Genomic DNA, 22,904 nt, shown 5'->3' with positions numbered 1-22,904 from the left:
GCCTTGCTACGTCATTGCGATCCTCGGCCTGGCGGCCGCCACCGCGTGGTCGCGAGCCTGGGCGCGCCCAACGTGCACGCGGCGAGCCTCGGCGTTGCGACCCTCGGCCATGTGGCCGTCACGGCCTCATTCAACCACCTGTGACCATGACCGCACGATGCCTTACGACGATTCTCCGTCACGCCGGTGACACACTGGGTCCCCATGCTGCCCCGTCACCGCCCGCCCGAGGCGCTGCTCGCCTCCCTCTCCGCCGTCCGGGGACGTGCGGACCGGCTCACCCATACGGAGCATCTGCCCGCCCGCGAGGCCCGGCACGCACCCTGGCCGGACACCGTCCGACCGGAGATCGTGGCCGCCGCGCTGGCCCTGGGGGTGGAGCAGCCGTGGGCCCACCAGGCGGAGGCCATGAAACTGGCCAAATCCGGCCAAACTGTGGTCCTGGCCACAGGTACGGCCTCGGGCAAGTCGCTCGGCTACCTGGCGCCGGTCCTCAGCGACCTGCTGGACGGCACTGAGGCCCGGAACGGGCGGGGAGCGACCGCCCTCTACCTCGCCCCCACCAAGGCCCTGGCGGCCGACCAGCGCCGCCGCGCCGCCGAACTGGCCCCCGCCAGGGTGCGGGCCGCCCTCTACGACGGCGACACGCCGCCCGAGGAGCGGGAGTGGGTCCGCCAGTACGCCTCTTACGTGCTGACCAACCCGGACATGCTGCACCGGGGCATCCTGCCGGCCCACCCGCGCTGGGCGTCGTTCCTGAAGACGCTGAAGTACGTCGTCGTCGACGAGTGCCACACCTACCGGGGCGTGTTCGGATCGCATGTCGCCCAGGTCCTGCGGCGGCTGCGCCGGCTCTGCGCCCGCTACGGCTCCTCGCCCACCTTCCTGCTCGCCTCCGCCACCACCGCCGACCCGGCCGCCACGGCCCGGCGGCTGACCGGGCTGCCCTCGGTCGCCGTCACCGAGGACTGCTCCCCGCGCGGGCCGCTGGTCTTCGGCCTCTGGGAGCCGCCGCTCACCGAGAACGTCGGCGAGCACGGCGCCCCCGTACGGCGGACCGCCACCGCCGAGGCCGCGTACCTGCTCACCGACCTGGTCGAGTCCGAGACCCGGACGGTGGTCTTCGTCCGCTCGCGGCGAGCCGCGGAGCTGGTCGCGCTGCAGGCCCAGGACCAGCTCGGCCGGCCGCTCTCCGACCGGGTCGCCGCCTACCGCGGCGGCTATCTCGCGGAGGAACGGCGGGCGCTGGAGCGCGACCTGCACTCCGGGCGGCTGCTCGGCCTGGCCTCGACCTCCGCCCTCGAACTCGGCGTCGACGTCTCGGGCCTCGACGCCGTCCTGATGGCCGGCTACCCCGGCACCCGGGCCTCCCTGTGGCAGCAGGCCGGCCGGGCCGGCCGGGAGGCCCAGGGCGCCCTGGCCGTGCTGATCGCCCGCGACGACCCGCTGGACACCTACCTGGTGCACCATCCGGAGGCACTGTTCGACACCCCTGTCGAGGCCACCGTGCTCGACCCCGACAACCCGCACGTGCTGGCGCCGCACCTGTGCGCGGCCGCCGCCGAACTCCCGCTCACCGACGGCGACCTGGAGCTGTTCGGGCCGTCCACCGCGGCGCTGCTGCCGATACTGGAGAAGCGCGGGCTGCTCCGCCGCCGGGGCGACGGCACCTGGTACTGGACCCGGCGCGAGCGGGCCGCCGACGCCGTGGACCTGCGCGGGAGCGGGGGCAGCCCGGTACAGATCGTCGAGGCCGAGACCGGCCGGCTGCTCGGCACTGTGGATGCCTCCGCCGCGCACACCAGCGTCCACACCGGTGCCGTCCACCTGCACCAGGGGCGGACCTACCTGGTGCGGGACTTCGACCTGGACAGCTCGGTCGCCCTCGTCGAGCGGGCCGACCCGCCCTACACGACCGCCGCCCGCGACGTCACCTCCATCTCGGTGCTCTCGACCGACACCACGGTGGACTGGGGTGAGGCCCGGCTCAGCTTCGGGTCGGTCGAGGTGGTCAACCAGGTGGTCGGCTATCTCCGGAAGCGGATCTCCACCGGCGAGATCCTCGGCGAGAGCAAGCTCGACCTGCCGCCCAGGACGCTGCGCACCCGGGCGGTCTGGTGGTCCGTCACCGAGGACCAGCTCCTCGACGCGACCATCCCGTTCGACCAGCTCCCAGGGGCCGCGCACGCCGCCGAGCACGCCTCGATCGGGCTCCTGCCGCTGTTCGCCACCTGCGACCGGTGGGACATCGGCGGGGTGTCGGTGCCGCTGCACCCCGACACCGGCCTGCCCACCGTCTTCGTCTACGACGGCCACTCCGGCGGGGCGGGGTTCGCCGAGCGCGGCTTCCGGCGGGCCGCCCAGTGGCTGACGGCGACCCGGGACGCGATCGCTGCCTGCGAATGCGAGCGGGGCTGCCCTTCCTGCGTGCAGTCCCCGAAGTGCGGCAACGGCAACGACCCGCTGGACAAGGCGGCGGCGGTCCGGCTGCTGGACGTCCTGCTGGCGGGCGCACCCACCGGCGAGGACGAACCTGCCGACGGGGGCGCACCGGTGGACGAAGGCACGTCGGTGGACGAGGGCATACCGGGTGCGGGCCGCGGGGCGCTCTGACGGTTCGCCGGCAGCGGCACCCGCGGTGGCTTTGGAGGCGGCGGAGGTGACGAACGAGACGGGGGTGTCGGCCCGGGCGGGGGCATCGGCCGACGCGGGGGTGGTGCCGGAAGCGTCCGTGGTGTCGGCCGGTGCCCGCAGCGGGCCGGCACGCGCCCTGGCCCTCGCCGGGCCGAGTGGCACCGGCAGCCCGCTCACAGGCACTTCGACGACCACCTCGACCTCGTCCGCAGACAGGTCGACCGCGCAGGAGACCAGAGTGGCGTGATGCGCGCCGGCGATACCCCTCGCCCGGCCGCAGCCGCCGTCCGGATCGAGCAACAAGCGGTCCGCCGCCGCGAGGGCCGCCAGGTCGGCGGCGGACTCGGCCCGGTGGCGGCCGACGACGACCGACCCCAGAGCCAGCATCCCGGCGAACACCGCGCACCCGAGCATCGCGAGCGCGAGCAGCCAGACGGTCGCCGAGCCCCCGTCGCCCGTCCGGCCGCCGGCGCCCCGGACGTACCGGACCCGGGGCTCCCCCGCCGAACGATGCCGACCGCGGGGCCGCGCGGTCAGGACGGCCATGACGAGGCACCTCCGGCCACGCCCGTGAGCGCGTCCTCCCGGGCCGAGACCGCCGTCGCGCCCAGTCGCACCGAGAGCACGGCCGCGAGACGGCCCGGCCCCGGGCAGGGAGCCTGCACGGTCACGCGTACGGACTCCCCCTCCGTCGCGAGCCGCACCTCCGCACCCGGCGGGGCGGCGGAGCGGGCCAGGGCGACGGCGTCCGTGTCGCCTCGGGCGGCGGCCCGGGCCCCCGCCCGCGCCGCGTCCACGCAGCGGATCTGCGCGGTGGCCGCCACCACTCCCCAGAGCAGCATCGCTGCCAGCAGGACGAGAGCCGGGAGCGCCACCGCCGTCTCCGCCGTGGCGAAGCCCGCGTCCGGGGCCCGGTGGCGCCTCCGCGCCCGGTCACGCCGCACTGAGGGCCCGGTTGAGGATGTCGGTCAGGGCGCCGCTCACCGCGCCGCTGGTGACGACCTTGTAGAGGACGGCGGCGAAGGCGCAGGCCGCCAGGGTGCCGACCGCGTACTCGGCCGTGCTCATCCCGCTGTCCCGGCGGCCGTTCGGCATCCTGCGGACGCGGATCGCCACCCAGCGGCCGCGCCGTCGGCAGAGGGCCCGCAGCGTGCGGTGCGGGAGGCCCACGGCGGCCTGGGAAACGATGATTTCTGCCATGACACACGCTCCTTCGATGGTGGGGACGCGATGAAAAATCGGGATTGACGGGAAAGCGCGGTCGGGCGAAATGCGTGGTGACGACCGCTCACATACGCCCGGCGAACATCGAAGTCAGTCCGATGACCACCGGAACGACGCTGATCAGGACGAAAGCCGGCAGGAAGCAGACGCCCAGTGGCGCCGTGGCCAGCACGCCGGCGCGGCGGACCCGGGCGTGCGCCGCCCGTGCCGCGACGGCCCGTTCGGCCCGCGCAAGGCTCAGCAGCGGACCGGCGGGTGGAGCTCCGCCGACACTCGCCCGGACCAGGCACCGGCCCAGCGGTGCCAGCACCGGGCACTCCTCGCCGAGCCGCCCCCAGCCCAGCTCCGGCCGGGCTCCGAGGGCGAGTTCGGCGGAGACCGTCGCGAGGCGCCGGCCCATCGGCGCCCCGACGCTGTGCGCCACGGCAGCAACGGCCTGGGACGGCGAGGCGCAGGACCCCAGGCAGGCCGCCAGCAGCTCGGCCGTCAACGGGAGCTGCCGGGACAGCGCCTGCTGCTCGGCGGCCGCGTAACGCCGGGCCGGTGATCGCGGTCGCGGGAGACGGCGGTGCAGGACGACCCCGACCAGCAGGCCCACCGCAAGCCCTCCGGCGCCCCCGAGCAGCCAGGCCACGGCCGCTCCCGTCGCCGCCGCGGCGGCGGTGCGGCAGGCCGCCGCCCGCCGATCCGGCACCTCTGCGGGCGCTGCGCCCATCGGCTCCGCCTCAGCGGGTCGGCCCGCGCCGAGCCGGGATCCAGCACCTCGGCGACCTGCCGTGGGCCACCCTCGCCGACCCTGCTGTCCGCTCCTGGTCCTGCAACTGCCTCTGCCCCTGCCCCTGCCGCGGGAGGGGCGACGCTCCGGCAGTCGCCGCTTCGACCCTGGCCGCCGCCCCGACGGCCGGGGGAATGCTCGACGCCGGACCCTGCGGCGCCGGACATGACCCAGCAGGGCGGCGGCCCCGACCACACCCCAGGCGGGCAGCAGCACCGCGACCAGACCAGCCGCCCCGCTCACCGGAGCACCACCTGCCCCTGCCCTGCGCCAGCGGTCCCCGCTGCCGGGCGCAGCCGTGAAACCCCGCAGCGCGCCTCGCCGTCCCCGCGGTCGCCATCCCCTCCCCGCAACGGCCCGGAGCCTTCCTTTCCCCGCACCGGCCCGGGGCCGGCGGCACCTCCTCTCGCCGTCCGCACGATCCGCGCCGTCCAGGCCAGTCCGGCCACCTCCAGGGCTGCTCCGCCCGCCAAGCAGGCCAGCCCGGCCGGGGTGTGCAGCAGGATGTCGAGAGGACGGGCACCGAGCGTGGCGCCGAGCAGCAGCCCGAGCACCGGCAGCACAGCGAGAACGGCGATCGTGGTCCGCGGCGCGGCCAGCTCGCCCTCGATCTCCTCGGCCAGGGCCTGCTCGGCCCTCAGTGACTCGGCCACCTGCTCCAGCCCATCAGCGAACCCTGATCCGCTGCCTGCGGTGACCTGCCAGCAGGCCGCGACCGCGGCCGCCCCACGACCACCCGGCAGCTCCGCCAGCAGCTCGAACGCGGCGGGGACGTCCCCGCCGTACCGGCCCGCCGCCAATCTCGCCACCGGCTCCCGCCCGAGCCGGCGCAGCGACACCTGGTCCGCGGCGATCCGTGCGGTGACCGTGTACAGAGCCTGCTCAGGTGTGGCTCCGCTGCGCAGCTCGGCCGACAGCGCGACGCAGAGTTCGATCACCGCCGCGGCCCGCTGCCGGGCCTCGGCCTCCAGGTGACGGCGTCGGCGCCACCTGTGGAGCGGCAGTACGGCCGCCGCGGCGGCAACCGGTGGCAGCGGCGATTGGAGCGCCTGCCAAGCGACCGATCCGACAGGCAGGAGCAGCAGTTCGGGGACCAGCCATGGCGGCCGGGCGGGCGGCGCCGCACCGAGCCGTCGGCGGAGTGCCCTCCGGGCCCGAAGCCACATGCCCGCCCGCGGCGGCGGCCATGCACCGGCCGCGGCCGCGCCGCCAACCGCGCCCACGGGCAGCAGCCGGGCGTACCGGCCGGTGGCGACCCTCCGCCGAAGTGCCTGCCGGGCGGCCACCGCCGCTCCGCAGAGCGCCGCCGCCGAGTACATGTCCACCTGGCTCACAGTCATTCTCGTCTCCTCCTGAGGGACTTCTTCGGACTCCCGGACCCAGCAGCACCCCGGCGGCCAGCAACAGGCCGCAGAGCCCGAGGGCGAACAACGCCGGCGCCTCGCCCGCGGTCATCCCGGCCTGCCCTGGAACAGCACTCCGCGGGCCGCGCACAGCTGGGCCAGCCGCTCCCAACCGGGGCCCGGCAGCAGCGCCCCCGCGGCCGTGAACCTCACGGCCGGGGTGGTGATCGCGAGCCCGTGCCCATCACCGGTCAGCGTGTGGATCTCGGCGATCCGACGCAGACCGCTGCCCGGATCCCGGACGAGGTGCACCACGACGTCCAGGGCGGCCCGCAACTGGCTGTGCAGTGACAGCCGGTCGAGACCCGCCAGCGAGCCGAGGGCCTCCAGGCGTACCGGCACGTCGGCCGCGGTGTTGGCGTGCACCGTCCCGCAGCCGCCCTCGTGGCCGGTGTTCAGAGCCGCCAGCAGGTCGGACACCTCGGCTCCGCGCACCTCGCCGATCACCAGGCGGTCCGGGCGCATCCGCAGCGCCTGGCGGACGAGGTCCCGCAGGGTGAGTTCGCCCAGACCTTCCTGGTTCGGCGGGCGGCTCTGGAGCCGGACCACGTGCGGGTGCGCCGGCCGCAGTTCGGCGGAGTCCTCGGCGATGACGATCCGCTCGCCGTGGCCGACCAGGCCGAGGACCGCAGCGAGGAGGGTGGTCTTTCCCGTGCCGGTCCCGCCGCTGATCATCAGCGACAGCCGGGCCCTCAGGACGGCGGCGAGCAGATCGGCCCCGGCCGGGGGCAGCGATCCGGCGAGGATCAGTTCGTCGAGTGTGAACGGGCGGGGCCGGCAGACCCGCAGCGAGATGTGGGTGCACCCGGCGGCGATCGGCGGGAGCACCGCGTGCAGCCTGGTGCCGTCCGGGAGCCTCGCGTCGACCCAGGGCCGGGCGTCGTCGAGCCGGCGGCCGGCCGCGGTGGCGAGACGGTGTGCCAGGTGCCGCACCGCCTCGGCGTCGGGGAATCCGACACCGACCGCCCGCTGAAGCCCGCCGCCCCGGTCGACCCACACCTCGTCCGGTCCGTTGACCAGGACGTCGGTGACGTCGGGTGCCGCGATCAGTTGGTCGAGCGGGCCGGCCCCGATCAGTTCGGCGCGCAGGCTCCGTACGGCGTCGAGCACGTCGTCGCCGCCCAGCGGGGGGCGGGAGGCCCGGAGCGCCGCGGCCATCGAGCCTGCGGTGGGCGCCTCACCCGACTCGGCCAGCCGCAACCGCACGGCGTCCACCAGGGCGGCCGCCCGGTCCGGTCCGGCGGCCCCGTCGAGGGCCGGGGCCGTCCCCGGTCCGAGCACCCGTCGGCCGCCCGGACCGGGCAATGTCGGCCGGCCCGGTGCGAGCCCCTGCCCGCCCGCCTGCTCACCGTTGTTCCCCGGGCCGGCAGCCGGGCCGGGGCCGCCGCGATCGCGGGATCTGCGCAGACGGTTCATCAGCACACGCCCCCGCCGACGGCCGGCACGGGCGGCATGACCTCGTCCAGGAAGCTGCCGCAGAAGCGCGCCAGCGGGCCCCGCTCCCTGATGCCCGGCGGGATGCCCCGCTCCACGTCCACCGTCAGGCCGGGCTCCTGGGGCAGTTCGCCCGCCAGCCGCATCCGCAGTCCTCGGGCGATCTCGGCGCCGGCCAGGCCCGCCGGCCCGGGGGCCCGGACCACGGCCCGGACGTCGGTGAGGCGCATCCGGGCGGCGGCTGCGACCCGGCCAGCGGCGGCCGTCGCGCGTACCTCGGCCGGCACGACCAGCAGGGCCACGTCGGACTGCTCCAGCGCCTGCCCCGCCGCCTGGTCCAGGTGGCGCGGCAGGTCGACGACGACCAGGCCTCCTTGGCGGCGGGCCGCGGCCAGCACGCTGCGCATGGCTTCGGGAGGTACCGCCGGCGTGTCGCCCCGGTCCCAGGAGAGGGTGGTGAGCCGGTGGAGCACCGGCAACGCCTTGGTCAGTTCGGCGCCGCTCACCCGGCCCCGCGAGGCCGCCAGATCGGGCCAGCGCAGGCCGGAGGCGCTCTCGCCGCCGAGCAGGATGTCGAGCCCGCCGCCCAGCGGGTCGGCATCGACCAGCATGGTCCGATGGCCGGCGCGGGCGGCTGTGACGGCCAGCGCGCAGGCCAGGGTCGAGGCACCGGCCCCGCCCCGTCCGCCGAGCACGGCGACGGTCAGCGCCGGTGGCCCTGCCCCTTCGGCCGCGTCGGCGATCCGGTCCAACAGCCAGCTCTCGGCATCGGGGAGGAACAGCACGTGCTCGGCGCCGAGTTGCACGGCCCGGACCCAGATCTCGGAGTCGTCGAGGTCCAGCCCGAGCAGGAGTACGCCGGGGCGGCGGGCGAACCCCGCACAGCGCTCCGCGAGGTCGTCCCCGACGAGCACCAGCGGTGCGTTCTCCCACACTCGGCCCGGCGGCGGCGTCCCGCAGACCAGCAGGGGTTCGGTGCCGGCCGCGGCGCAGAGCCGCAGCAGGTGTTCGGCGAGCGCCTCGTCCTCGGTGACGATCAGCGGGCCGGCGGGCACCCGCTCCGCAGGCTGGTCGTGGTCGGTGATCGGTGTCGACATGACGGTCTCCCCCGGGAAGGCGCCGCTCCGGCGTACCGGTACGGGCGCGTGGTCCAAGCCCTGCCGTTCGGACGGCCGAGATCGTTCTCCGGGTGGGGGAGCGAATTCCGGCTGCCGATGACCACGGTGGGGGGTGATCGCCAATCCGTCATCAGTGATCCGAATGCCTGTGGACAACTCGGGGATGTGGATAACCGATGTCACCCACATGGATTACTAAAGGGAGGGAATTGACGAAAGTTAACCAGTGGAACAACTGCGCGCGAGGGGAACGCGCGATCCCGAAGGGCCTGGATGACGTATTGTCCGCAAGCGCATCACTCGGAGTAACTGGCTACGGAGAGTGACGAATCATTGCCGTCGAACATCTCGGCCGATCGGATGCGCATCATGGGGGCGCCCCCTGCACACGTCTCCCGAGAGAGCCTTCAGCGGCTCGAAAACGGGTCCGGACGTGCGACGACCCCCGCCGGGGGGGAGAGCGGGGGTCGTCTATCCACGGTCCGACTCGGGGGGGAGGAGCCGGACCGGGTTAGCACGGTCGCGAACGATCCGTGACTTCCATGGTGTACCCGAGCGGCCAGAAACACAAACCCGCGTGCCCCGGAGTACACCGAATGGCGGGCCGTTTAGCCACGCCCTCTATCCTCGGTTCCCGTGGACACCACCGAGAACGCCGACGAGTACGCGGACGACACCACCGGCACCGGCGCGAACTCCGGGACCGCCCCGGAGCAAGCCCCGCAGGCCGCCCCCGGACGGAACTCCCAGGAGGGGTCCGGCCTCGGCCCGGCGGTCCCGACGGAGGCCGGCCAGACCCCTCGCGACACCGTTCACGCCCACCCCGGCCCAGCCGCCGCCTCCCCCTCGACCGACGCCGACGTCGCGGAGCCGACCGACGGCGGCGCGGGCATCGGAGCCCCGGACGGCACCGGATCGGAGGCCCCCACCCCGGAGGGCACCGGCGTCGCGGCACGCCCGGCGATCCTCCGCCCGCACGACGCGGGCCCCCGGACGGCGGCCTTCTTCGACCTCGACAAGACCATCATCGCCAAGTCGAGCGCCCTCGCCTTCAGTCGTCCCTTCTACCAGGGCGGTCTGATCAACCGTCGGGCGGTGCTGAAAAGCGCCTACGCGCAATTCGTCTTCCTGGTCGGCGGCGCGGACCACGACCAGATGGAGAAGATGCGCGAGTACCTCTCCGCACTGACCCGCGGCTGGAACGTCCAGCAGGTCCGGGAGATCGTGGCCGAGACCCTGCACAACCTCATCGACCCGATCATCTACGACGAGGCCGCGTCCCTGATCGAGCAGCATCACGCGGCCGGCCGCGACGTGGTGATCGTGAGCAGCTCCGGCTCCGAGGTGGTCGAGCCGATCGGGGCGCTGCTCGGCGCGGACCACGTGATCGCCACCCGACTGAAGATCGAGGACGGGCGCTACACCGGCGAGATCGAGTACTACGCGTACGCCGAGAACAAGGCGGCCGCGATCAGGGAGTTGGCCGAGACCGAGGGCTACGACCTGGCCGACTGCTACGCCTACAGCGACTCCTCGACCGACCTCCCGCTGCTCGAGGCCGTCGGCCACCCCTCGGCGGTCAACCCCGACCGTGCCCTGCGCAAGGAGGCGGTGGCGCGCGAGTGGCCGGTGCTCGTATTCGACCGGCCGGTGGAACTGCGGCGGCGGCTGCCGGAGTTCTCCGCCCCGAGCCGTTCGGTCCTCACCGCCGTGGCGATCGGTACGGCGGTGCTGACCGCCGGGGTGATCTGGTACGCGGCCAAGCGCCGCCGCCCGGCGGCCTGAGGCGACATCCATTCGCTTGTCCCAAAGCGGGCAAAAGCGAAAGACTTCGCGATTCGGGTTCCCCTTTGACCTGAAACGCGATACAAAGGAAGCAACGGCCCGCGAGACCCGGTCAGGACCCGAAGAGGTCAAACCGACAACGCAGTTCAGGCCCCACGGACCGCGTACAGATAACCGAGCACCCACATGCAGCCGACCCGCTGTCGGGCCGCCGCACCAGACGAACGGGCAGGATCCCCGTCTGATGGGCACTTCCGGTGCATGCTTGGTAACCCGGTACCTGTACCAGCGGCGGCACCCGGCAGGATCAGGTGCCGCCGCATCTTTGTGTCCGCCGCCCGGATGCCGTTCGCCGCCCTCAGGTCCGGCCCGCTCGCCCGCCCGTGACGACTGCAGCACGACGACGCGCGCACGCCCCCCGTGCTTGCCGCACGCCCCCCTGCCGGGCCGGGGCGCCGTCTCGGCCGCCCGGCCCCTCGCACGGTCAGACCATGCCGCGCTGCATCGCCTCGCAGACGGCCGTGCTCTCGCGCGTCCCGAGCCGCAGCGCCTGCCCGCAGTGGTCGATCCACCCGGCCATGCCGCCCGGAGTACCCGCCAAGTAGCCGCCCAGGGCCCGCCGGTAGGCGTCGGTGCCGAGTTCCGCGAAGCCGACCTCGGACGGGCAGATCGCCTTCGGGTCCAACCCTTCCGCGATCAGGACGATGCGCTGGGCGGCCCGGGCGATGACGCCGTTGTGCGAGCCGAACGGCCGCAGGGCCAGCAGTTCGCCGTGCACCACCGCGGCCACCACCAGCGCCGGGGCCTTGGCGCCCGCGCCCTCGGCGCGGGCGACCAGCAGTGTGGAGAGCTGGTCAAGGCGGGCGGCCACCTCTTCCGCCCCCGGCGCCGGCGGCAGGTCGGCAATCGGGACCGACTGGGCCTCCGCGCCGTCCGCCGGGGCGACCGCGGCCTTCAGCTCCAGCGGGAAGAGCGCCTCCGCGCCCTCCCCGGCCCGGCGGGGGCGGCCGGCCGCCTCGTCGGCGTCCCCGGCGGCAAGAAGGTGCAGCCGCGCCAGCACCTGCAGCGGCGAGTGCCGCCAGGTGCTGAGCAACTGCCCGGCCTCCGCGGACACCCGCAGCGCGGCGCCGACCGTACGGGCCTCCACGTCGGCCCCGAAGTCGGTACGCCGGCGGACCTCCTCCAGCGGCCAGTCCGCGCCGTCGAGTGCGGCCGAGGCCCGCGCGCCGCGCAGGGCGGCCTCGGAGGTGACCTCGGAGGCGCGCCGGCGCATCACGCGGTGGCCGTAGAGGCGGTCCACGGACTTGCGGACCTCGGCGACGGCCTCGGGCACCCCGGGCAGCTCGGCCAGCGGGGCGAGGGGATCTGTTCCAGTGCTCACTACCCGAGAGTAAGGTCCCGGCCGCCACCCCCGACACAGCAACCCCGCCATCACCCGTTCGAGGCAATCCTTCGTTCCCTGCCCTGTCCGGCCACTCGCCCCGGCTAGCATGGCGCTATCGGAGACGATAACGATTTCCAACACTGGGGATCGGGTAGATCACGAGCGCGAGCCAACGAGCGAGAGCCGGAGTCCCAGATGAAGATCGCCTTCGTCGGCAAGGGCGGCAGCGGCAAGACCACGCTGTCCTCACTGTTCATCCGCCACCTGGCCGCCGCCGGACGCCCGGTCATCGCCGTCGACGCCGACATCAACCAACACCTCGGCCCCGCACTCGGCCTGACCGACGCCCAGTCCGCCGCACTCCCCTCCCTCGGCGCGCACCTGCCGCTGATCAAGGACTACCTGCGCGGCGACAACCCGTTGATCAGCTCGGCCGACGAAATGATCAAAACCACACCGCCCGGCCGGGGTTCACGCCTGCTGCGGATCGTCGAGGAGAACCCGGTCTACGCGGCCTGCGCCCGGCCGGTGGCGCTGGACGAGGGCTCGGTCCGGCTGCTGGCCACCGGCGCCTTCACCGAGGAGGACCTCGGGGTCGCCTGCTACCACTCCAAGGTCGGCGCGGTGGAGTTGCTTCTCAACCACCTGGTCGACGGGCCGGACGAGTACGTGGTCACCGACATGACGGCCGGCTCGGACTCCTTCGCCTCCGGGCTGTTCACCCGCTTCGACCTCACCTTCCTGGTCGCCGAACCGACCCGCAAGGGCGTCTCCGTCTACCGCCAGTACAAGGAGTACGCCCGCGACTTCGGCGTCGCGCTGCGAGTGATCGGCAACAAGGTGCAGGGCCCGGACGACCTCGCCTACCTCCAGCGTGAGGCCGGCGACGACCTGCTCGCGGCCTTCGGGCACTCGGAGTGGGTCCGCCGCCTCGAGCAGGGCGCCGAGCCGCCGCTGCGCACGCTGGAACCCGCCAACCGCGCCGTCCTGGAAGTCCTGAAGACGCAGGCGGACGCCGCCCACGCCCGACGCGACCCGAAGCGGTACACCCGTCAGGCGGTGCAGTTCCACCTTCGCAACGCGGAGAGCTGGGGCAACGCCAAGGTCGGCCTCGATCTCGCGACCCAGGTGGACGAAGAGTTCGTGCTCGGCCGTGAGCAGGCCGTGGCGGGGGCACACGCCTGACCCGCGCCCTGCCCGCACGGCCGGGCCGGGGACCACCACGGCGGGCCGCCACCCTCTCCTCCGAGGGCGGCGGCCCGCCGCGCTGCCTGCGTCGCGAAAGCCCCGATCTGTTCCCCGTTGGTTCGGATACCACCCATAGGGGTGAATCCAGGCCCCGATTCCGCCACCATGTTCTACGCTGTGCAAAGCTTTCATTACTCTCGGTTTACCGATTCTTGATGGTTCCGATACCTGATGGTCCATGGGCCCGCCTGTGCCACCCCCGCGCAGGCCGCCGAGCCCACGCCATCCCGCCACACCGTCGCGACCCACGACAGCCGATCCGACTCCCCCGAGCACCATCCCGGACCTGACTGCGTTCGCTCCCCCGGAAAGACGGGAAGACATGACCCTCGACATCTCCGCCGCCCCCATCGCCTCCGACACCACCGACCACGCCCCGCCGGCCGCCGGCCGCAAGGCCCGGGCCTCGTTCGACCTTTCGGCCTCCCTGGTGGTCTTCCTGATCGCCGTGCCGTTCTCCCTCGGAATCGCCCTGGCCACCGGAGCACCGCTGACCGCCGGCCTGATCGGCGCCGCCGTCGGCGGCATCGTCGTCGGACTGCTCGGCGGCACCTCCCTCCAGGTCAGCGGCCCGTCCGCGGCCCTCACGGTGGTCACCGCCGGCCTGATCTCCCAGTACGGCTGGCAGGCCACCTGCGCCATCACCCTCGCCGCCGGTCTGCTCCAACTCCTGCTCGGGGCCCGCGGCCTGGCCCGCACCGCGCTAGCCGTCTCGCCCGCCGTGGTGCACGGCATGCTCGCCGGCGTCGGCCTGGCGATCGCCATCGCCCAACTGCACGTCGTACTCGGCGGCTCACCGCAGAGTTCGGCATTGGCCAACCTCGCCGCACTGCCCGACCAGCTGGCCGGCCCGCACCTGCCCGCGCTCATGGTCGGCGCGCTCGCCACCGCCATCCTCTGCGGTTGGCCCCGGCTGGGCCGGCTGCCGGGTCGCGCCGGGGAGCTGGGCACCCGGCTGGCACGGATCCCCGGCGCACTGGTGGCCATCGCGGCCGCCACCGCGGTGTCCATGGGCCTGAGCCTGCGGCTGGCCCGGGTCGACATCCCCGCCTGGCAGCCGCAGAGCCTCCCGGCGCTGCCGCACGGGTCGGCGGCCGGCCTGCTCGCCGCCGTACTCACGGTGACCGCGGTGGCCAGCGTGGAGTCCCTGCTCTCCGCCGTCGCCGTCGACCGGATGTCCAACCGCTCCGGCGACCTCGACCGCGAACTGCGCGGACAGGGCCTGGCGAACATGGTCAGCGGCCTGCTCGGCGGGCTGCCGGTGGCCGGCGGCGCGGTACGCAGCACCGCCAACGTACGGGCCGGCGCGCGGACTCGCTGGTCCTCCGTCCTGCACGGGGTCTGGGTGCTGCTCGCCGCCGTGGCGCTGACCGGCGGCCTGCGCCGGATCCCGCTGGCCGCGCTGGCCGCGCTCGTCCTCGTGGTCGGCCTGCAGATGGTGAGCTTCGCGCACATCCGCAAGGTGCACCAGCACCGGGAGTTCCCGGTCTACCTGGCCACCGTGCTCGGCGTCGTCCTGCTGGGCGTACTGCCGGGGGTCGCGCTGGGCGCCGCGATCGCCGTCCTGCTGGCACTGCACCGTCTGACCCGCGCCCATGTGGACGTCACGGCCGCACCCGACGGGTCGTTCGCAGTGCGGACGCACGGCCCGCTGACCTTCGCGTCGGTGCCCCGGCTGAGCCGGGCGCTGGGCACCATCCCCACCGCCGCCCGGGTGACGGTCTGCCACGACGGCTCGTTCCTGGACCACGCCGCGTACGAGGCACTGCACTCCTGGCGCAGCGGCCACCAGGCCGGCGGCGGGACGGTACTGATGGTGACCGAGCGCCAGGCGGACGAGGTGCTGGACCCGGACGGCGCGGTGCGCTCCGGCAGTTCCGCGGGCCCGCACCGCTGCCGGGCCTGGACCCCCTGGGTCGGCCACCACTGCATCGAACAGCAGGAGGACTCGCACGGCCGGCTGCTGGACGGGGTGCGGGTGTTCCAGCAGCACACCGCGCCGCTGGTCCGCCCCGAGCTGGCCCGGCTCGCCCGCGAGGGGCAGACGCCCTCGGAGCTGTTCCTGACCTGTGCGGACTCCCGGCTGGTCACCAGCATGATCACCAACAGCGGCCCGGGCGACCTCTTCACCGTCCGCAACGTCGGCAACCTCGTCCCCGCGCCGTACGAGCCCGGCGCCGCCGACGACTCGGTGGCCGCCGCCGTGCAGTACGCCGTCGAGGCCTTGGAGATCCGCTCCATCACCATCTGCGGGCACTCCGGCTGCGGCGCGATGAAGGCCCTGCTGGACGGTGTGCACGAGCGACCAGGACCGCCCACCGCGCTGACCCGCTGGCTCCGCAACGGACGCGGCTCGCTCGACCGGCTGCGGCGGGCTCCGGCCGGGTTCGCGGCCCGGCCCACCACCGATCTGGTGGAGCAGCTCTGCCTCACCAATGTCGTCCAGCAACTGGACCAGTTGCTGGCCAACCCCGCCGTGGAACGGCGGGTCGCGGACGGCAGCCTCCGGCTGGTCGGGATGTACTTCGACTTCGCCACCGCACAGGCCTACGTCCTCGACCGCCGGAGCGGTCTGTTCTCCCCGGTGACGGAGCACGACACGACACCGCTGCGCACGGCCGCCTGAGACCGGCCGGGCCTCCGCCCACACCCGGCGGAGGCCCGGCCCGGCGGGCCCGGGACCTCCCCGAGCGACCCCGCTTCAGGTCAAAGGTCTACACCAATTCCTCGGAGCCTCTTGTCAACAGCCCTGTTCGCCTGGTGAGCTGTGTGCTGGGACACACGGGACAATCCCTACGCACGGGAGTGTCCCTTGAAGAAACTCGATGAGGAGTGCGCGTTGAGCAACGAGAGCCTGGCCAACCTGCTCAAGGAGGAGCGGCGGTTCGCCCCGCCCGCGGAGCTCGCCGCCGCGGCCAACGTCACGGCGGCCGCCTACGCGCAGGCCTCCGAGGACCGGCTGGCGTTCTGGGCGGAGCAGGCACGCCGTCTCGACTGGGCCACCGAGCCGACCGAGACCCTCGACTGGTCGAACCCGCCGTTCGCCAGGTGGTTCGCCGACGGCACCCTCAACGTCGCCCACAACTGCGTGGACCGGCACGTGGACGCCGGCCACGGCGACCGCGTCGCCATCCACTTCGAGGGCGAGCCTGGCGACAGCCGCGCCATCACCTACGCCCAGCTCAAGGACGAGGTCTCCCGGGCCGCCAACGCCCTGCTGGAGCTCGGTGTCGCCAAGGGCGACCGCGTCGCGGTCTACCTGCCGATGATCCCCGAGGCCGTCGTCGCGATGCTCGCCTGCGCCCGCATCGGCGCCACCCACTCCGTGGTCTTCGGCGGCTTCTCCGCCGACGCCGTCGCCTCCCGCATCCAGGACGCCGACGCCAAGCTCGTCATCACCGCCGACGGCGGCCACCGCCGCGGCAAGCCGACCGCCCTCAAGCCCGCCATCGACGAGGCCCTGGCGAAGTGCCCGCAGGTCGAGCACGTCCTGGTGGTGCGCCGCACCGGCCAGGACACCGCCTTCACCGAGGGCCGCGACGTGTGGTGGCACGACATCGTCGAGCGCCAGTCCGCCGAGCACACCGCGCAGCCGCACGACGCCGAGCACCCGCTGTTCATCCTCTACACCTCCGGCACCACCGGGAAGCCCAAGGGCATCCTGCACACCACCGGCGGCTACCTCACCCAGGCCGCCTGGACCCACCACGCCGTCTTCGACCTCAAGCCCGAGTCGGACGTCTACTGGTGCACCGCCGACATCGGCTGGGTCACCGGCCACTCCTACATCGTCTACGGGCCGCTCGCCAACGGCGCCACCCAGGTCATCTACGAGGGCACCCCCGACACCCCGCACCAGGGCCGCTTCTGGGAGATCGTCCAGAAGTACGGCGTCACCATCCTCTACACCGCGCCCACCGCGATCCGCACCTTCATGAAGTGGGGCGACGACATCCCCGCCAAGTTCGACCTCTCCACCCTGCGGGTGCTGGGATCGGTCGGGGAGCCGATCAACCCCGAGGCGTGGGTCTGGTACCGCGAGCACATCGGCGCCGGCAAGGCCCCCATCGTCGACACCTGGTGGCAGACCGAGACCGGCGCCATGATGATCAGCCCACTGCCGGGCGTCACCACCACCAAACCCGGCTCCGCCCAACGCGCGCTGCCCGGCATCGCCGCCACCGTCGTCGACGACGAGGCCCGTGAGGTCCCCGACGGCGCCGGCGGCTACCTCGTCCTCACCGAGCCGTGGCCGTCCATGCTCCGCACCATCTGGGGCGACGACCAGCGCTACATCGACACCTACTGGTCCCGCTTCGAAGGACGCTACTTCGCCGGCGACGGCGCCAAGAAGGACGAGGACGGCGACATCTGGCTGCTCGGCCGCGTCGACGACGTCATGCTCGTCTCCGGCCACAACATCTCCACCACCGAGGTCGAGTCCGCCCTCGTCGGCCACCCCGCCGTCGCCGAGTCCGCCGTCGTCGGCGCCACCGACGCCACCACCGGCCAGGCCATCGTCGCGTTCGTCATCCTGCGCGCAACCGCCACCGACAGCCCCGAACTCGTCGAGGAACTGCGCGCCCACGTCGGCCGCACCCTCGGCCCCATCGCCAAACCCAAGCAGGTCAAGGTCGTCGGCGAACTCCCCAAGACCCGCTCCGGCAAGATCATGCGCCGCCTGCTGCGCGACATCGCCGAAGGCCGCGAGGTCGGCGACACCACCACCCTCGCCGACAGCAACGTCATGAACCTCATCCAGTCCCAACTCCCCACCAAGGGGGACCAGGCCTGATCAGGTTCGCGTACCGGTCCCGGTACGCGCGGGGGGCTCCCCGGGCAGTCGTGAGACCGCCCGGGGAGCCCTTGCACGTCCGCGCGCCCGGCGGGGCTACTCCGGGTGCCGCTCCGTCACCAAGGTCCGCAGCGTGTCGTAGGCGCCCTGGACGAAGCCCCGGCCGCGCATCGGCTGGGTCCCGGCCATCACGGCCAGTCCGACCTGCGTACGGGGGCTGAAGCCGACAAAGGTCGTAAATCCGCGGGTGGCACCCGCGTGGTAGACCAGCCCGTCGGCGCCGGCCTCGTCCTCCTCGTCGGGGGAGCGCCGGTCGTCCAGGGATCGGTCGTCCGGGGAGCGCCGGTCGTGCAGGGAGCGCTGGTTCCACCCCAGGCAGATCCGCACGCCCGTCCGGCGGCGGCCGACCCTGGGCATGAGCACCTCGCCGAGGGCGGTGCGCAGCGCTGACGCGTCGGTGCGTTCGGGCAACGGGACGGCGTCCAGCGCGAGGTGGGCCTGCAGGTAGCGCAGCATGTCGTCCGCGGTGGAGCGAAGCGCAGCCGCGCCGGGAAGGGCCGGCAGCCGGAACGAGGGGACCCGCCGTCCGCGCCGGTAGCCGATGGCGGGCTCGCCGCCCGGGCCGCAGGAGGTGTCGACCAGGCCGAGCGGCCCGCAGATCCGGGAGAGCAGCAGTTCCTCGTACCGCTGGCCGGCCGCGTTCGCCAGCACCAGGCCGAGCAGGCCGCAGCCGAGGTTGGAGTACCGCACCTGGGCTCCGGGCGTGCCACGGACCGGGGTGCGGGGCAGCGCCCGCAGCAGGTGCGACGGGCCGAAGGTGGCGTACGGCTTGGTGAACCAGCGGGGCACGGCCGCCGGGGTGAGCCCGACCGGGAGCCGGGGCAGGCCCGAGGTGTGGGTGGCCAGGTGGAGCAGGGTGATCGGCCGTTCGTGCGGGTAGCCGGGGGCGGCGTCGGCCGGCAGGTAGCGGTCGATCGGATCGTCGTACCGGACGTCGCCGCGGGCCGCCATCTCGGCGAGGAGCAGGGCGGTGAACGTCTTGGTGACCGAGCCGATCTCGAACCGGGTGTCGGCGCGGACGGGGCGCTCCCCGGCCCGGTCGGTGTAGCCGCGGCAGGAGACGGTGCGCTCGTCGCCGCGGATCACCGCCACGGCCACGGCGGCGCCGGGAGCGGCCGCGTGGAAGAGCGGGCGGAGCAGGGGTTCGAGGTCGGGCGAAAGACGGTCCATCAGATCGGCGTTCATCGGTCGGCGCCCCGAGAGCCGGCGCCCCGAGAGCCGATACCCGGGGTGTCCGTACCCCGGGGGCCGGCGGGCCGGGCGGGGTGACCTCCGAACCGCGGGCGGACGGGCTGCGGACGGGCAAATAACAGGGGCGGGACGCTCTGCGCGCCCTCGCCCCCGGCTATGGCGTGCGGCACGGCCTCGGGGCCGTCCGCCTCCTCGCTGGGCATGGGTGTCTCCGTTCCGGTCGAAGGCGCCGCCCGGTTCGGGTGGCGCCTTCGACCGACGATAGGGAGGGGGTCACCCGTCTGCACCCGCCCGCCGCCATTCGGGGCGCCCTCCCCCGACCCGTGGGGTCGATCGTCCTAAAATGCGCAAAACGGATATCTCCTCGCGCTGCCCTCTAGACTGTCAACGACGCATCAAGATCGTGGATGGGTCAAGGGCGCGCCGGGAAGTCTGGTCGGCACTGCACCACAGGTGTATCCGGATGCCGTTCCCGCCCCAGGAGGTCCCCCGTGACCAGCCAGCCGCCCACCGAGCCGACGCCCCGAAGCCGCCAGTTCCTCGGCCGGCTGTCGCTGCCCGAACGCACCTACATCACCGACGCGCTGCGCACCGAGACGGTCGGCGGCATTCTGCTGCTGCTCTTCGCGATCGCGGCGCTGATCTGGGCGAACGCCTGGCCGCACTCCTACGAGAGCGTGGTGGACTACACGATCGGCCCCTCCAAGCCGCTCCACCTGGACCTCAGCCTCGGCACCTGGGCCAACGACGGTCTGCTGGCGATCTTCTTCTTCGTGGCCGGCATCGAGCTCAAGCGCGAGTTCGTGGCCGGGGAACTGCGGACGCCCAGCGCCGCGGCGCTGCCCGTGATCGCCGCGATCTGCGGAGTCGCCCTGCCCGCGGCCATCTACGCCGTCGTGAACGCGACCAGCGGGCATCTGGGCGGGTGGGCGATCCCGACCGCCACCGACATCGCGTTCGCCCTGGGCGTGCTGGCCGTGGTGGGCAGTCACCTGCCCTCCGCGCTAAGGGCGTTCCTGCTGACCCTGGCGGTGGTGGACGACCTGGTCGCGATCCTGATCATCGCCGTCTTCTACAGCTCGGGCATCAAGTTCTGGGCCCTCGGGCTCTCCGTCGCCGGCCTGGTGCTGTTCTGGTTCCTGCACCGCCGCGGGGTGCACGGCTGGTACCTGTACGTGCCGCTGGCCTTCGTGGTGTGGGCGCTGATGCACGAGAGCGGCGTGCACGCGACGGTCGCCGGTGTGGCCATGGGCCTGATCCTGCGCTGCCACAAGGTCGGCGACGAGAAGCAGTCCCCCGGCGAGCACATCGAGCACCTGGTGCGTCCGATCTCGGCCGGCTTCGCCGTCCCGGTGTTCGCACTGTTCGCCGCCGGAGTGACGATCTCCGGCCCGGCACTGGTCGAGGTGTTCAGCCAGGCGGCGCCGCTCGGGATCATCCTCGGCCTGCTGGTGGGCAAGACCGTCGGCGTCTTCGGCGGCACCTGGCTGGCCGCCAGGTTCACCCGGGCGGAGCTCAACCCGCAGCTCACCTGGGCGGACCTGTTCGCGGTCGCCACCCTGGCCGGCATCGGCTTCACGGTCTCCCTGCTGATCAGCGAGCTGGCCTTCGCCGACGACGCGGCGCTGGCCGACCGGGCGAAGGCCGCCGTGCTGGTCGGCTCGCTGCTCTGCGCGGTGGTCGCCACCGTCCTGCTCAAGCTGCGCAACCGGCACTACCGCGAGCTGGTCGACGAGGAGAACGCGGACGTGGACGGCGACGGCATCCCCGACATCTACCAGCAGGACGACCCGGCCGGGCAGAGCCGGTCGGGCCGCCGGCCCGACCAGCCGCAGTGATCCTGGCCGGTGACCCGGACCAGTGGCCCTGGCCGGTGCCCTCGACCGTGACCCTGCCCGGTGCCCTCGACCGGTGACCCGAAGAAGTGACCGGAGCACCGGTCGAGGGCACCCGTCCGAACGCCGCCCGTCCGACGCCGCCGACCGCCCCCGAGGGCGCGCCGAACTGCCGAACGGGTGCGCGCCGAACTGCCGGACGGGTGCGCGTGGCTCGGACACGCCGCTCCGCCGGCCCCCCCGGAGTGGTGTCCGACTCACCGGTAGGGGCATGATTCTGAGCTGTCGACAGTGCACAGAAGCCGCAGAGGAGAACGCTGATGCCCGCAGGAGCCGCAGACCCGTCCAGCATCGGCCGGGCGCCCTACGAGGGCGAGCGTTCGGTCGGGCAGCTCTTCGCCGAGGCCACGGCCGACCTGTCCGCCCTGGTGCACGACGAGATCGCCCTGGCCAAGGCCGAGATCAGGCAGGACGTCAAGCGCGGTGTCTCCGGCGGGGTCTCGCTCACGGTGGCCGGCGTGGTCGCGCTGGCCGCCGTCCCGATGCTGAGCGCCGCGGCGGCCCTCGGGCTGCACGCGCTGGGCATCACCCTCGGCTGGTCCTTCCTGATCGTGGCGGGCGCCTACCTCCTGCTGGCGGCCGTGCTGGGCCTGCTCGCGCTGCGCTCGTTCAAGAAGATCGAGCCGCCGCGCCGGACCATCGAGGGCGCCCAGGCGACGGCCGACGTCCTCAAGAACGCCAGGCCTCGGCCGGCCACCCAGGAGGAGATCGACCGGGGCCTGGGCCGCCGCCCCTGACCCCGCCCGCACCCGGCCGACGCCCCCGGGTCACGGCCCGTCCCACCGCCGTCCGGAACCCTCCCCGGTGCCGCCCGGGCGGGGCTCCGGAGGGCGTGCCCGGTCGTGCGCCGCCGGATCGGGCGCGGCCAGTACGAGTGCCGGGCACGTGTCCGGCGTACGGATATGACACGCTCTCGCTATGCCGCTCGACCAGAAGCCCGTGCCCCAGCCCCAGCCGTCGCAGCCGTCCTCCGGTGACCTCCCCGGCGATGCCGTCCCGGGAGTCCCCGGTCCGGGACGCTCCGCCGGCGACGCCGCGGCCGACTGGAGCATCCGGCAGGCCGGGCCGTGGACGCACCGCGACCTCGCGGCCAACGGGGCCCGGTTCCACATCGCCGAGCTCGGTGAAGGCCCGCTGGTGCTGCTGGTGCACGGCTGGCCGGAGTACTGGTGGGCCTGGCGCCACCAGATGACCGCGCTGGCCGAGGCCGGCTACCGCGCCGTCGCGCTGGACCTGCGGGGCATCGGCGGCAGCGACCGTACGCCGCGCGGGTACGACCCGGGCAACCTGGCCCTGGACATCACCGGCGTGATCCGGTCGCTGGGCGAGCGGCGGGCGCACCTGGTCGGCCACGCCTCCGGCGGCACGCTGTCCTGGGTGGCGGCCGTGATGCGGCCCTCGGTGATCCAGAGCCTGACGGCGGTCTCCGCCGCGCACCCCCGGGACCTGCGCCGGGCGCTGCTCACCGACCGCCGCCAGCTGGCCGCCTTCGAGCATGTGCTGAGCTTCCAGCGCCCGTGGATACCGGAACGCCGACTGGTCGCCGACGACGGTGCGCTGGTGGGCCGCTACCTCGACGCCTGGACGGGCCCCAACCAGCTGGACCGCGCGGCGGTGGCCGCGTACCGGCAGGCGATCCAGATCCCCAGCACGGCGCACTGCTCGATCGAGCCGTACCGCTGGCTGCTGCGCTCGATGGCCCGGCCGGACGGCATCCAGTTCGCCCGCCGGATGAAGAAGCCGATCACCGCGCCGACCCTGCACGTCCAGGGCGCGGCCGACCCGGTCCTGCTGTCGCACACCGCGCTCGGCGGCGGCGAGTACGTGACGGCTCCCTACCGGTGGCGGCTGATGCCGGGGGTCGGGCACTTCCCGCACGAGGAGGCGCCGGAGGAGTTCTCGGCGGAGCTGATCGACTGGATCGGCCAGCACAAGGACTGACCCGAGAACTGACGCGA

General features: G+C 73.7%; 16 protein-coding genes and 1 pseudogene. 8 read left to right on the top strand and 9 right to left on the bottom strand.

The genetic code is table 11. The features are described from left to right. Window positions 1-204: 204 nt before the first annotated feature. Complete coding sequence (locus OG689_RS22670; RefSeq protein WP_266322737.1) at window positions 205-2,613, top strand: DEAD/DEAH box helicase; 2,409 nt, start codon at window positions 205-207, stop codon at window positions 2,611-2,613. Between the two features lie 153 nt (window positions 2,614-2,766). On the opposite strand, the pseudogene OG689_RS22665 reads toward OG689_RS22670, so the two are convergent. The 7 genes and pseudogenes from OG689_RS22665 to ssd form a co-directional block, all read right to left on the bottom strand. Next, window positions 2,767-3,180: pseudogene (locus OG689_RS22665) on the bottom strand (Rv3654c family TadE-like protein); the annotation flags it as partial. Further along, window positions 3,168-3,509 (bottom strand): TadE family type IV pilus minor pilin, encoded by a 342-nt coding sequence (locus OG689_RS22660; protein WP_323189320.1) that lies wholly within the window; start codon window positions 3,507-3,509, stop codon window positions 3,168-3,170. The gene OG689_RS22660 and the pseudogene OG689_RS22665, both read right to left, overlap by 13 nt. Window positions 3,510-3,567: 58 nt before the next feature. After that, window positions 3,568-3,729, bottom strand: a complete 162-nt coding sequence (locus OG689_RS22655; protein WP_266327355.1) for a DUF4244 domain-containing protein — start codon at window positions 3,727-3,729, stop codon at window positions 3,568-3,570. Between the two features lie 193 nt (window positions 3,730-3,922). Continuing rightward, a complete protein-coding gene (locus tag OG689_RS22650) occupies window positions 3,923-4,573 on the bottom strand; it encodes a type II secretion system F family protein (RefSeq protein ID WP_266322735.1) in 651 nt (216 codons plus the stop codon). A gap of 299 nt (window positions 4,574-4,872) precedes the next feature. Next, entirely contained in the window at window positions 4,873-5,973 is a 1,101-nt protein-coding gene (locus OG689_RS22645) for a type II secretion system F family protein (RefSeq protein ID WP_266322733.1), read from the bottom strand. A 111-nt stretch (window positions 5,974-6,084) separates the two neighbouring features. Beyond that, the gene (locus OG689_RS22640) at window positions 6,085-7,317 is read right to left on the bottom strand and encodes a TadA family conjugal transfer-associated ATPase (protein WP_266322732.1); all 1,233 of its coding nucleotides are present in this window, start codon (window positions 7,315-7,317) and stop codon (window positions 6,085-6,087) included. Between the two features lie 134 nt (window positions 7,318-7,451). After that, window positions 7,452-8,567 (bottom strand): septum site-determining protein Ssd, encoded by a 1,116-nt coding sequence (gene ssd / locus OG689_RS22635; RefSeq protein WP_266322731.1) that lies wholly within the window; start codon window positions 8,565-8,567, stop codon window positions 7,452-7,454. Between the two features lie 984 nt (window positions 8,568-9,551). On the opposite strand from ssd, the gene OG689_RS22630 reads away from it, so the two are divergent. Continuing rightward, window positions 9,552-10,373: an HAD-IB family hydrolase gene (locus tag OG689_RS22630; RefSeq protein ID WP_266327353.1), complete on the top strand. Its 822-nt coding sequence runs from the start codon at window positions 9,552-9,554 to the stop codon at window positions 10,371-10,373. 484 nt (window positions 10,374-10,857) lie between these two features. On the opposite strand, the gene OG689_RS22625 is transcribed toward OG689_RS22630, so the two are convergent. Beyond that, a complete protein-coding gene (locus tag OG689_RS22625; RefSeq protein ID WP_266327351.1) occupies window positions 10,858-11,805 on the bottom strand; it encodes an oxidoreductase in 948 nt (315 codons plus the stop codon). Window positions 11,806-11,952: 147 nt separating this feature from the next. Here OG689_RS22625 and OG689_RS22620 point away from each other — a divergent pair, with 147 nt between their 5' ends. The 3 genes from OG689_RS22620 (at window position 11,953) to acs (ending at window position 17,800) form a co-directional block, all read left to right on the top strand. Then, window positions 11,953-12,942 (top strand): ATP-binding protein, encoded by a 990-nt coding sequence (locus tag OG689_RS22620; RefSeq protein ID WP_266322730.1) that lies wholly within the window; start codon window positions 11,953-11,955, stop codon window positions 12,940-12,942. A 385-nt stretch (window positions 12,943-13,327) separates the two neighbouring features. Continuing rightward, window positions 13,328-15,631, top strand: coding sequence for a SulP family inorganic anion transporter (locus OG689_RS22615; RefSeq protein WP_266322729.1), 2,304 nt, complete (start codon window positions 13,328-13,330; stop codon window positions 15,629-15,631). 213 nt (window positions 15,632-15,844) lie between these two features. After that, complete coding sequence (gene acs, locus OG689_RS22610; protein ID WP_266327349.1) at window positions 15,845-17,800, top strand: acetate--CoA ligase; 1,956 nt, start codon at window positions 15,845-15,847, stop codon at window positions 17,798-17,800. Window positions 17,801-17,896: 96 nt separating this feature from the next. Here acs and OG689_RS22605 read toward each other — a convergent pair whose 3' ends face one another. Next, window positions 17,897-19,045 (bottom strand): serine hydrolase domain-containing protein, encoded by a 1,149-nt coding sequence (locus OG689_RS22605; RefSeq protein ID WP_266322728.1) that lies wholly within the window; start codon window positions 19,043-19,045, stop codon window positions 17,897-17,899. 497 nt (window positions 19,046-19,542) lie between these two features. Here OG689_RS22605 and nhaA point away from each other — a divergent pair, with 497 nt between their 5' ends. From nhaA to OG689_RS22590, 3 genes are all read left to right on the top strand, one after another. After that, window positions 19,543-20,889: a Na+/H+ antiporter NhaA gene (gene nhaA, locus OG689_RS22600; RefSeq protein ID WP_266322727.1), complete on the top strand. Its 1,347-nt coding sequence runs from the start codon at window positions 19,543-19,545 to the stop codon at window positions 20,887-20,889. Window positions 20,890-21,206: 317 nt separating this feature from the next. Then, a complete protein-coding gene (locus OG689_RS22595; RefSeq protein ID WP_266322726.1) occupies window positions 21,207-21,683 on the top strand; it encodes a phage holin family protein in 477 nt (158 codons plus the stop codon). A 181-nt stretch (window positions 21,684-21,864) separates the two neighbouring features. Continuing rightward, window positions 21,865-22,887, top strand: a complete 1,023-nt coding sequence (locus tag OG689_RS22590) for an alpha/beta fold hydrolase (protein ID WP_266322725.1) — start codon at window positions 21,865-21,867, stop codon at window positions 22,885-22,887. The last annotated feature ends 17 nt before the right edge of the window (window positions 22,888-22,904 follow it).

The sequence above is a fragment of the Kitasatospora sp. NBC_00240 genome (genome assembly GCF_026342405.1).
Classification (GTDB): domain Bacteria; phylum Actinomycetota; class Actinomycetes; order Streptomycetales; family Streptomycetaceae; genus Kitasatospora.
Note: the sequence above shows the minus strand (reverse complement) of the source record. Positions and strands in the feature narration are given on the sequence as shown.